Origin of the sequence: Specibacter sp. AOP5-B1-6 (genome assembly GCF_052376555.1) — a bacterium.
In the GTDB taxonomy this organism is placed as follows: Bacteria; Actinomycetota; Actinomycetes; order Actinomycetales; family Micrococcaceae; genus Specibacter.
Map to the genome: position 1 here is coordinate 48,024 of NZ_JBQSVT010000003.1, position 11,887 is coordinate 59,910.

Consider the following 11,887-nt stretch of genomic DNA (forward strand, 5'->3'; position numbering starts at 1 on the left):
CACCCCGGCAGACGGTCGGATGCGGCGTCAAACTGGTCCCACGTGCCGCTGGCACCCCCTGTTGGCTTGCTTGCCAACCTTGGGCACGTTGCGGGGACTAGTAGTCGTAGTTGTCCACATTCGTCGGGGTGATCTTCAGCGCCGGCCCCAGGAGCAGTGTCTTGGTTGCCTCGTCATAGGTGACTGCATCAAGTCCGGGGCCAACATTGTTGGTGGCTGCGAACGGTTTGCCTTCAGCCAGCTGGACTCCGGCCCACGCCGTCAGGTAGCCCAATGCCTTGACGTCCCACAGGATGGACGCCGATGAGGAGCCCTCCTTCAGGTAAGGTGCCATCGACATGGGGGTTCCGAGCCCGACAGTGAAAACTTTGCCGATCTTTCCAGCGTCTTTGACTGCCTGGGCGACACCAGGGGCCGATGAGGTGCACTCACCAACGAGGCCCGTCAGGTCTGGGTTGGCGTTCATCAAATCAGTTGCCATTGACGTGGCCTTCGCCTGGTCTTCACCGGCGTAAACAACTGACACAAGCTCTGCCTCGGGGTACTTCTTTGCCGCGTAAGCCTTCTGCACGGCAATCCACGCGTTAAGGTTCTCAGCGGTTTCACCACAAGAGACAATCGCGTACTTTCCTGCACCGCCCATGGGCTCCATGATCGCGTCTGTCAATGCTTCGCCGATGCCCTCCTCCGATGCCTGGTTGACGAACACCTGCCGCACTGAATTGGGTGCGTCAGTGTCTGAGGTGCCAACCTTGATGCCGGCAGTCTCCGCTTCCTTCAGCAGCGGTGCCATCGAGTCGGGATCGTTGGGTGCAACAATCAAGGAGTCCACTTTTTGTTGGATGAATGAACGGGCGATGTCCGCCTGGGCAGCAGCATCCGCTGTGGTGGGGCCCTGGTACAGCCATTCAACATTGCCCATGTCGGCAGCGGCGGCCTTGCCACCTGCGTTCATGGCTTCGAAGTACGGGATGCCGGCAAGCTTGGGAACGAATGCCACCTTGATCTTGGCGCTGGCAGAGTCGCCGGCTCCGGGAGCCGGGGCATCGTTTTTGCTTGTGCATCCACTCATGGCCAACATGCCGGCGAGCGCCAATGCTGCCATCGTGGTGAGCTTGGATTTCTTGTACACGTATTTCTCCTTATTGTTGTTCGACTGCGTTGTCGGCTTGGTGTTTAGCTTGTGGGAATGCCCCTGCGTGCCATGTCGCGGTGCACGAGTTTGGTGAAGTTCCCTGCCGCATCGGCCCAGCGGGCGTCGCTTCGGGGTTCGTAGATCTTCTCCACCACACTGTTTTTAACTGCTGCGCGAATATCTTCCAGTCCAGAAAGTTCACCGAGGGCGACCAGCTGTGTTCCTGCATTGCCCAAGGCTGTGGCCTCTGTGGAGCCGCATCGAACCGTCAGCCCCGTTGCATCAGCAGTGGCTTGCTGGAGCACCGTGTTGTTGACTCCGCCGCCAACAACATGAATCGTGCTCAACGAGTTGCCTGTGGCTGTCTCGATTTCCATGAGACTGTGGCGGTAGCTCAGTGCCAGCGAATCGATGATGCACCGTGTCATCGCGGGTATGCCCACAGGCACCGCAATGCCGTTTCTGCGGCAGTAGTCACGAATTCTATTGGGGGTGTCTCCGGGCGCCAGGAATTCCACGGCGTTGGGGTTAATCACCGAAACCAGCGCTGGTTCGTGCTTCGCTGACTCCACCAAATCCGCGTAGTCCACCGAATGTCCTTCGGAAATCCACTGCCGTCTGCAGCATTGGATCAGCCAAAGTCCCATCACATTGTTGAGGAGGCGGATATCGCCCTCATAACCTCCCTCGTTGGTCAGGTTTGCCCGCCTCGTCGCATCAGTGATCAGCGGTGTGGCACGGACAACGCCGACAAGGGACCAGGTGCCCGAGGAAATGAACGCTTCGTCATGGTTCTGGAACGGAACGGCCACAACTGCGCTGGCCGTGTCATGTCCCGGTGGCAGGATGACGCGGGTGCCTGACAATCCCAAGGTCCGGTACTGTGCACGCAACGGCCCAACATCCGTGCCAGCAGCGACCACTTCAGGGAACATCTGGCTTGGAAGTCCCAGCTCGTCCAAGAAGTCCCACGCCCAATGCCGCTTCGCCATGTCGAAGAGGCCGGATGTCGATGCGGCGCTGAACTCAGTGACGGTGCTGCCGCTGAGCAGATGATGGAAAACATCCGGCATCATCAGCAGCTTGGAAGCTGCCTGCAGACACTGTGGGTGGTTTTCGGCGTCGTCCATGAGCGAAAACACCGAATTGATCTCGTTGAGTTGAGTGCCCGTCGCCGAGTACATGCGCTGTGCACCGACCGTTTTCAGCGCTTTGGCAAACTGCACCACGTTTCGCTGGTCCCGATAGCAACTGGGGTCCTGGATCAGGGTGCCGCCCCCATCGAGAAGTCCGTAGTCCAAGCCCCATGCATCGGCGCCCACTGAACGCACCTCTTGATTGGCGGCCCCTACCAGCATCAGGCCCCGCAACACCTCGGCGCTGAGGCGTTGGAAGTCCCAGCGAAGAATACCTGCAACGGGGCGGGGTGCATTGGTGAACCTGTGGGCCACGTCCAAGGCCATTGCTTTCCCGTCAAAGGCGACGGACGCCACCCTGCCGCTTTCAGCACCCAGATCGACGGCGGCGACCACCGCGGCCTTCAAAGCGGACTCCCGTCGGCGCTCGGCGAACGCCAGCCGTCCTGCTGTGATGCCAGATTGACCTCAACACCGTGAGACTGCCAACCGGCCGCGAAGCTTGCGGACGCCCTGTCGTCAGTGTAGAGCGCCGTGACCGAGTTGACTGGGGCGAAGGAATGCAGGCCGAGCTGACCAATTTTTGTTGAGCTGAACAGTCCGTACACCTGGTCGCATGCGGAGGCCAGATAACGTTTTGCTTCTGCTTCCTCCGACGAGAGCTCCAGCAGACCAAGCTCGGGGGACAAGCTCTTGACCCCAAAGAAGCCCTTCCCGATCCGGCCACGTCCCTCCAGAACGTCGGCAAACTGTCCAACCATGGACCCTGAAGAGCGACGCAGCGCGCCGCCTGGCATGAGCACCATGGCATTGGACTGCTCCATGAACAGCGTGGCAGTTCGCATGCCGTTGGTGATGACTACAAGGTTGCGGCGGTTGAGAATTTGCTGGGCCAGAAAGTAGCACGTCGTTGATGAATCGAATGCAAGGGTGTCACCGTCGCGGACCAGCGGAGCCGCAGCGAGTGCCAAGGCAACCTTGGTTTCACGTTCAAGCCGCAACCGGAGGCTGAACGCGCCTTCATCCACACTGTCCAGGGCGACCGCCCCGCCACGAATGCGACGAACGAGGGAGCGCCGGGCAAGGGCGTCGAGATCTTTGCGGATTGTCACGTCAGAAACGCCGTGGCGTGCAGCCAAATCCTTGATCGTCACCTGGCCGGTGGCGGCAAGGGACACGAGGATGTCATGTTCCCGGGCAGCTTCTCCCGCGTTCTTCGTCATGTCGCCCCCGCCCACTCAAGAAATGTGAGTTACCTCACCCAGTGGACTCATGCTGGCAGCTTGGTTGCTTAAACGCAATGAAAATGAATTGAACGGAAGCGTTTCACTTTCGTTTCGTTGTTCAATGAGTTGTTAATATTCAGCCGGTGGAACTTAGCACCGCTTCTTAAATAGAGAACCGGCCCGCAGCGGTGGCCGAAAAACGCCGTGAAATCACGTTTTTCGACCACTGCTGCGGACCGGCTAAAGGCGTGGAGCCTAGATAAGGCCCTGAGCCAGCATGGCGTCGGCGACCTTGACGAAGCCGGCGATGTTGGCGCCCACGACGTAGTTGCCCGGTGAGCCATAGGTGTCGGCAGTCTCGGCACAGCGGTCGTGGATGCCGATCATGATCTGGTGCAGGCGCTCCTCGGTATGCTCGAACGTCCACGCGTCGCGGCTGGCGTTCTGCTGCATTTCCAGCGCAGAGGTGGCAACGCCGCCGGCGTTGGCCGCCTTGCCCGGCGCGAACAGGATGCCTGCTTCCTGGAACACGGCGATGGCACCGCTGGTGGAGGGCATGTTGGCGCCCTCGGCGACCGCCACGAGACCGTTCTTCACCATGCGGGTTGCCGCCTCGGTGTTGACTTCATTCTGCGTCGCACACGGCAGCGCCACTGCGGCGTTGACGTCCCACACGGAGCCGCCGTCAACATAGCTGACCGAGGCGCCACGGCGGACGGCGTATTCCTTGAGGCGGCCGCGCTCCTTTTCCTTGATCTGGCGCAGCAGCGGCACGTCAATGCCGTTCTCGTCCACGATGTAGCCGGAGGAATCGGAGCAGGCCACAACCTTGGCGCCAAGCTGCTGTGCCTTTTCGATGGCGAAGGTGGCAACGTTGCCGGAGCCGGAAATCACCACGCGCTGTCCATCGAGCGACTGGCCGCGGGTCTTGAGCATTTCCTGGGTGAACATGACGGTGCCATAGCCCGTGGCTTCGGGACGCACCAGGGAGCCGCCCCAACCGATGCCCTTGCCCGTGAGAACGCCTGATTCGTAGCGGTTGGTGATGCGCTTGTACTGACCGAACAGGTAGCCGATCTCACGGCCGCCAACTCCAATGTCGCCTGCGGGGACGTCGGTGTATTCGCCGATGTGGCGGTAGAGCTCGGTCATGAAGCTCTGGCAGAAACGCATGACTTCGCCGTCGGACTTGCCGCGCGGGTCAAAGTCAGCGCCGCCCTTGCCGCCGCCGATGGGCATGCCCGTCAGTGCGTTCTTGAAGATCTGTTCGAAGCCGAGGAACTTCACAATGCCCAGGTAGACCGAGGGGTGGAAGCGCAGTCCGCCCTTGTACGGGCCAAGCGCGGAGTTGAACTCAACACGGAAGCCACGGTTGATCTGCACGCGCCCGGCATCGTCCATCCACGGCACGCGGAAAATGATCTGGCGCTCCGGCTCACACAGGCGCTGCAGGACGGCGGCGTCAACAAATTCTGGATGTTTATCCAGAACCGGGCCGAGACTTTCAAAAACTTCCAACACTGCCTGGTGAAATTCTTTTTCCCCGGGATTGCGGGCTAAAACCTGCTCCCGGATGGCTTCAAGCCTGGTATCCAATGAGTCTCCTGAAAAGGTTGAGGCGCCGCAGCACGGCGCATAAATATGCTCACTGGCAATTTTCCAGTCGACCCACGGCTTAGACTAATTATTCTCACGGGTCGATATGACATGCAGGGTCTTGCATATTATCGTCGAGCAACCATGAGATGCGCGAAAATTCTCAGTCTTTTCGACGCCTGAATGCAGGCAGTGCCGGAAGGTTCGCCAACAAATCGGCTGCCTTGTTGGCGGCACGGCCCACACTGCGGCTGATTTGCCCCTGCACGCCGCCGTCGCCTTCGTGCGACTGCACCACCGCTCCCGCCTGCCTCGATACGGCAAGCGAAGGAACTACGGCGACCTCAGTGGCCCCCCGGGATTTGTCTGGCATTGCAGCGGCGCCATTGCCTGCCACTCGCCCAGCGGCGGCCTGTGCAGCTGCCATCCCAGCTGTCCCTTCGGCGGCGGCACGCGAATCGGGGTGGTTCGCAGCACTGGAGCCCGCTTGTAAATTTTCGGTCTGTCGGCCCGTCGCCGCCTTCGCCACTGCTGCTTCCCTGGCCACGGCCGCGGCAGCTACAACCGCAACGGGACTGGCCGAGGGAGCCGGCCCGGCAGCAGCGGGGGCGGCTGTGGGCACAGATGTCACCACAGCCAACCGGCCCGGCGTGCCGGCGCCAGCCGCCGCACGACCCGGGGCAGGCTGCGGCGCGGATGCAGAAACCGATGCCGCAGTGATGCCGGCGCCGAGCGAATCCAGCCATGTGGACACGAGCGCAAGCGGCTCGGTGTTGATGCCATAAAAACGTTTCTGGCCCTGGGCGCGCATGGTCACCACTCCGGCCTCGCGCAAAACACGCAGGTGCTTGGACACCGTTGGCTGCGAAACCCCAAGTTCATCCACCAACTGGCCCACGGCCTTGCTCTCCTGGGCCAGTGCTTCCAAGATGTCCCGACGGGTGCTTTCGGCAATTACCGCAAAGACTTTTTCTGCAACCATTCCACTACCCTAACGATATATGTCTGTAACAGCATCTTGACGGTTCCGCAGAACGCTGGACGGGAAGACCCCGACCGCCGCAGGGGCGGACTGGCGGGCTACTGCCCCGCACGGTGTTCCGCCAGTACCCGGGTCAACGATGAATATCCGACGGCGGTCGGGTGCAGCAGTTCTTGCGCCCGGGACTGGTTGCCGGCAGCCTCCAGCAGGCCGGTCGTGCCGACCGAATGCACCCACGGATCCGGCGAGCATACGCCGTGTTTGTCCAGCGCCGTCGCGGTGCCGGCAATGAAGGTGAGCCGGTCCTGCGCCGCAAGTTCGCCATTGACCCGCTCAACGGCCTGCTGGATCTGGTCGTTGAGTGCGGCAACGACAGACCCGCCAAAAACCCTCTCGGACTCGGTGATCCGTCCGCAATCGCCCGTTCCATTGAGCAGGTTCGGATAGGCGGGGATCCAAATCTGCCCGTCGACCGCCCCGCGCACATCCCGATACAGCCCCTCTAGTGCCGCACCCAGGGACGCAATGCGGTCTTGGGTGCCCGCCGCCAGTGCTTCATCGAGGGAGCAGTCCGGCTGATCCAAAACACACCGATCCAATAAGTGTGGGAACCCAATGTCGTTTGCACCCACGATGACCAGGGCTACGTCGGGATCTGCGGCGCGCAATTGCGCCAGTTGCGCGTCCGGTGGGTTTCGGGTCCAACTGGTCTCCGCCGGGGCGTCACGGAAATCCGCAATCATGGATCTGGAGCAGGCAACGTTGACCACATTTGCCCGCCCGAACAGAGAAAGGCCAAGCCCGTTGGCGCTGCGATGGCAACGGTCCTCCGGACGGTCGGTGCCCGCCAGATAGTTGCGCCCACCCTCCCCCGACGCAATGGAGTCCCCGGCCAACGCCAACACGGCACCCTCGTCCAAGCCCCAGGCTGCCAGCGCCGCCGAGTCAGCCACTTCAGCCCTGGAATCCGGGCTCACCGGCAACTCGGCGCCGGCAGCATCCGAGCCGGCAGCGGCGTCATTGAACGTGTCCACTGAAGCCGCGGACCCGCCTGGCCCGCTCTTGCCGACCATGCGAACGTCGCCGGCAGCAGTTAAAACGAAGATTGCGCACAGCAGCAACACACCTGCCATGCGCAATCTCGTCATCGTTGTCGCTATCGCTGTGTCATCGCTTCCGCAATGCCTCGGCGACGCCGGGACCGTTGACGCCCGCCAGCCAGTCAAGCAGCTGCGGGTACGCCGCGGGGTTCCCGGCGATGGCTGCATGCACCTGCGGATAGGCGGCGGCCAGTTCATGCAACCGTGCCGGTGCCGTGGCGGGATCTGCCGCCTCCGCCACCAGCGGATCGGCTGCCACCAACGGTTCCACAGGTGATTCCGCCGGAGAATCGGCTGGCGACTCCACCGGTGACTCCACGGACGGCAGTGACCGGTTCACGACGACCGTCTCACCAGCCGGCACCTCATCGGCGACGTGTGCCTGATTCTGGGCGGCCGTCGGCTGCAATGCCAGCCAGTCCCTGAGCCCCTGGTACGTTGACGGGTTTGCCGCCAACGCAGCATGGGTCTCCGGTTGTTGAACGGCCAATTCCTGCAGGCGGATGGGCGCCGTGGCCGGGTTGGCGGCCTCGGCAAGCAGCTCCGCGACCCCGTCGTCAGGGACCCCGGCGTCAGGATCCCGGCGCACCACATTGGTCAGCGCACTGGCCTCAGCCTCAGGCTTAGCTTCAGCTTCAGCTTCAGCTTCGGCCGCAGTCTCGGTCTTGACTGCTGCAGGCTCGGCTGCGGCAGGATCAACCGATGCAGGTTCGACGGCGGTCGCCGAGGTTCCCTGCGTCGCCAACCAATCGCTCAGGCCCGGGTAAACCGACGGGTTGGCGGCAATGGCGGCATGAGTGTTGGGGTGCGACACGGCCAGTTCATACAGCCGCGCCGGGGACGTCGCCGGGTTCGACGCTTCCGCCAGCGCCTGCGCAGCCGTTACCGGCTCAGCAGCGGGTGCCGCCGCCTGAGCGGCAAGTGCCGGGGCGACAGTTGACGACGCATCCACGCCCTGAGACGCCTGCGCCGGCTGGAACACGGCCGGGTTGTACGTCGCAGCAGGCGCCTGCTGACCCGGCGCCTGCTGCTGATTGGGTGCTGACTGGCCGGCCGCCTGCTGCTGCGGGGCCGCCTGAGCCGGGTATACGCCGTCGAAACTAAATCCGGTGTTGGCGGTTCCGGTGGCAGCCAGCGTGCCAAAGTGCTCACGCATGGCCTTCGGCGACCACAGGATGACGGCGATGGCGATGGGCAGCACGAACGCCAGGACGACGGCCAGGCCCATGAGCCCCCAGGCGGAGGTGTTGGCACCAACAATGACGAGCACAAGGAACAGGACAAACAACAGTCCTGCATAAGCGGTTGCAAGCTGCTGGCCCTGGCGTGTGCCATTCTTCATCGCAGCGCCTGCCACGAAGTATCCGGCGATGGCCACGGCCGCAAAGATCAGCGACAGCACCCACACCACGGGGGTCTCCCGGGCATAGTAGGACATAGCCGAGCCTGCGGTCAGCACGCGAATCAGGTTCACCACGGCAACCAGTGCCACGGCGGCGGAACCAGCCAGTGCCAGCAACAGTGCCGTCTTGGACACGGACTGCCACTTCTGCAGGGCAGGCTTTTCAACGACGAGCCGGCCCAATGACGGAGCCGCGGCGACCGCACCAAAAGCCATCCAGAACACCACGGTGAACCCGGTGCTCGCGCCGTAGAAGCTGGCGGCAACGCGCGAGGATTCCGCCATCGCGATGAAGCCCAGCAGCAGGCCGGCGGCACCAATGCCGATGCCCACCAACCGCCACGTTTGGCTCTTCTGGGCGACCTTCAACGCAACCACAATGAGCAGAGCAGGCGTGAGAAGTCCAAGAATAATCGAGGATACCGGGTACAAAGGGCTCAGGTAGTAAGAGCCAAGACCGCCAGCCTCGGACGTGGCGTTCGCGAAGTCGACCAGGTGCCTGACAATTTGAATCAACACTGTCAGGGAAGCGATCCCGGCCAGGCCCAACAGCGCCTGGAGCCAGCGCTTGTCGCGGGCAGTGTCCAGCTGGGGATCACCAAGTTCCGACTGGCGGGGAGTCGCAGCAAGCAGCGCACCCGCCAGGCCGAAAGCCACCGCGGATCCCAAAGCCCGGGGGCTCACGAGTTCCAGCACCAGATACACCACAACGACAACGACGTACGGGGCGTTGGCCAGCAACCGCACGTCCTGCATCTTCTTGTAGTTCCAGCTCGGGCCAAAAGCGCCTGAGCGCCACACATAGGTCAAGCCCAAGGACAGCATGCTGAGAATCGTTACAAGCAGTACATCGATGCGGCTGGCGGCAAGGGTTGAGACGTCCATGGAACTGGAGAACGAGGCGCGCCAAGGCAGGAACAGCGAAATGATCAGCAGTGTCAGCGCAATCGCATCCATGACGTAGTCACGCGCAGTGATCGCAGAGAACGGGCTCTTACCCCGCACACCAGGGGCCTGACCGGGCATTCCCGGCTGCTGGGCCTGAGGCTGCTGAGCCGACTGGGGCTGGCCCGGGTAAGGCTGCTGGGCCGACTGGGGCTGGGCGGGGTACGGCTGTCCCTGCTGCGGCGCGCCGGCCGGGTACCCCTGATGGGGCATTTGGGCTGGTGTCTGGCCGGGCGCCTGGCCCGGGTAGGGGTTTTGGGCGGGGAAATTCTGGGCGGGCGCGCCCGGCACTCCCCCAGTGTTGCCAATTGGGCCGGGCTGTTCCGGTGTAGGGTGCGTCATTTAATAGCTCCTAATGTGCGACCGCTTGGCCACTTACTTATTCACAAATTCCAGGTCAAACCAAGCAATTGAACCGCTGTGGGCCAACGGCTTCGCCACGTTGTTGTCTGTCTGCTTGCCCACTTCGACGGTCAGGGTCACAGACTCGTCGTCGGCAGGAATGTCGATGACATGTTCGGCGTCCTCCCCTACTGGGATGACTTGTTCTTTTCCATCCACCACAACTACGTAATCGGTAAACGAATTGCTTTTCACACCCGACATGACCAATTTCTGGGTGGTGCCCTTGGGAACCACCAGCTCGAGGGTTTCCTTGCCGTCATTGCTCAATGACAACGATCCCTCATACTGGCCCTCGTAACCATCAATTTTCGGTGCCGCTACATAACTTGTGGCTTCCACGGGTACGGAGAACTTGATCTTGTTGCCTTCGGTCTCAAACTTTTCCTGCCATCCGTTGCGTGCGTGCAGCACCACCGTGTAGCTGCCCGGTTCCAGTTCAAAATAACGATCCTCTGAAGCAGACTTCGAATCCACCTCGGTCGTCAAGTCTGATTTGTAAACCGTCGTTGAGATATCAGCGTCGCCACCGTCAAGAGTCACATTTTGGGCCTTGTCCACTTCCAAGGTGCGCACGGCATAACCTGCCGAATTGAAGGCAATGTCCTCGGTCTTGCCCAGCGTCAGCTCACCGCTTGGTGCATCGGCCCGTTCCACCCGCAGCAACGCCAGGGCCTGTTCCTTGGTGATGGAGTTCATCCAGGAAATCGCCATGTCGGTGGCAGTGTCAAGCACGCTGACCTTCCATTTGCCGTCTTCCTTGACGGTTGTCAGTCCGAACTTCCCGTCGACGGTGAACATGGACATCGGGTTCGGACTCGGAGTTCCATAATCCATGGCATACCCCGAACCGTTGAGGCACATTTTCTCTCCGGATGGATCAGAAACGCAGGAGTCCGTCAGGGAAACCTTGTCACCGTCAAGGTTCAAGGAAAGATTCTGCACGAACGCCAGCGCCCGGTCGCCGTCCTGCGGGCCCTTGGTAAAGCTGGAATCTCCCAGCGAAACCTTGAAGTCGTCCTCGCCAGCACCCGATGCCTCCCACAAATGGGCATACAGATAAATCGCCGCTGCTTCGTGCTTGACCAGTGACGGTGCCATCTTGCTTGGATCCGCGGACTTGAGCGCTGCAATTGTGTTGCCAACAGCTGTACTGGCTGCCGCATCGGGCGAGTCGCTGCCCGCCGGGAACTTGTCAGGAAGCTGCCCTCTGGAGGATGGTCCGTTATTTTCCTCGACCCAGGTGTTTCCATATTCCAGCGCGCTGAGCATCGGGCTCAGGTACCAACGTCCATCGGTTTTGGCCGAGATCAACGACAGACCGTTCTGGTTCGGGCCAAGGTCAGCGACGAGGAAATCATTTTCAATAATTTCGTCCTGGTCGGCCGAGTCCAGGGCAGCACGCAGTGCACCCTTTGTCTTGCCTGGATCGATCACCGTGCGCACTTCGCCGGAGGAAAAACGCACCTGCGCAAACCCCTCCGAAAGCTCCGTCACGGTGGGGGTTGCGCCCGACACGGTGATCTCAACGCCGTCCAAGGAGAATTCCCCGGCATCGGTGGCTTCGGCAGCCTCCGGAGAGATTTTCTTCAGCGCTTCGGCAAGGCCGAATTCCTTGAACTTGTCGGTCACAGCGGATTGCAACCGCATCACGGCGTTACGTTCGTGCGGGGAAATGTTGGTGACGAGCCCAACAATGTCCTTGTTGTTGACCGATTCGATCAATTTTTCCCCGGCTGCTTCCGGCGATTTCTCGCCTCCGCGCATGATGTCTTTGACAATGAACAGCCCCACAAGCCCAATCACCACAACCAGAATGATCGCGGAGGCAATGATGACAAGCTTCTTTGAGGGCCGCCATCCCTTTGCAGCAGCTGGCGCCGGAGTTCCTCCCGGGAAACCCTGACCTGCCCCAAATGCCGCCCCCTGTGAGGGTGGCGGCGGAGGCGGCGGCGGAAGCCCT

The 11,887-nt window shown here is 61.6% G+C and carries 8 protein-coding genes; all 8 read right to left on the reverse strand.

Features of this window, described 5'->3' with window-relative positions:
- Positions 1-97: 97 nt before the first annotated feature.
- The 8 genes from ACT3TS_RS02275 to ACT3TS_RS02310 all read right to left on the reverse strand — a co-directional run bounded on the left by ACT3TS_RS02275 (position 98) and on the right by ACT3TS_RS02310 (position 11,733).
- Positions 98-1,132: an autoinducer 2 ABC transporter substrate-binding protein gene (locus ACT3TS_RS02275; protein ID WP_444529863.1), complete on the reverse strand. Its 1,035-nt coding sequence runs from the start codon at positions 1,130-1,132 to the stop codon at positions 98-100.
- A gap of 44 nt (positions 1,133-1,176) precedes the next feature.
- Positions 1,177-2,679 (reverse strand): rhamnulokinase, encoded by a 1,503-nt coding sequence (locus tag ACT3TS_RS02280; RefSeq protein WP_444529864.1) that lies wholly within the window; start codon positions 2,677-2,679, stop codon positions 1,177-1,179.
- Entirely contained in the window at positions 2,676-3,494 is an 819-nt protein-coding gene (locus ACT3TS_RS02285) for a DeoR/GlpR family DNA-binding transcription regulator (protein WP_444529865.1), read from the reverse strand. Before ACT3TS_RS02285 ends, ACT3TS_RS02280 begins: the two co-directional genes overlap by 4 nt.
- A 258-nt stretch (positions 3,495-3,752) precedes the next feature.
- Entirely contained in the window at positions 3,753-5,093 is a 1,341-nt protein-coding gene (gene gdhA, locus ACT3TS_RS02290) for an NADP-specific glutamate dehydrogenase (protein WP_444529866.1), read from the reverse strand.
- Between the two features lie 163 nt (positions 5,094-5,256).
- Positions 5,257-6,075 carry an ArsR/SmtB family transcription factor gene (locus ACT3TS_RS02295; RefSeq protein ID WP_444529867.1) on the reverse strand — a complete coding sequence of 273 codons (819 nt, stop codon included), beginning with the start codon at positions 6,073-6,075 and terminating at the stop codon, positions 5,257-5,259.
- Between the two features lie 98 nt (positions 6,076-6,173).
- On the reverse strand, positions 6,174-7,208 hold the full coding sequence (locus tag ACT3TS_RS02300; RefSeq protein ID WP_444529868.1) for a GDSL-type esterase/lipase family protein: 1,035 nt from the start codon (positions 7,206-7,208) through the stop codon (positions 6,174-6,176).
- 34 nt (positions 7,209-7,242) lie between these two features.
- Positions 7,243-9,864 (reverse strand): DUF7937 domain-containing protein, encoded by a 2,622-nt coding sequence (locus ACT3TS_RS02305; protein WP_444529869.1) that lies wholly within the window; start codon positions 9,862-9,864, stop codon positions 7,243-7,245.
- A 33-nt stretch (positions 9,865-9,897) separates the two neighbouring features.
- Positions 9,898-11,733 carry a hypothetical protein gene (locus tag ACT3TS_RS02310; RefSeq protein WP_444529870.1) on the reverse strand — a complete coding sequence of 612 codons (1,836 nt, stop codon included), beginning with the start codon at positions 11,731-11,733 and terminating at the stop codon, positions 9,898-9,900.
- Positions 11,734-11,887 lie beyond the last annotated feature (154 nt).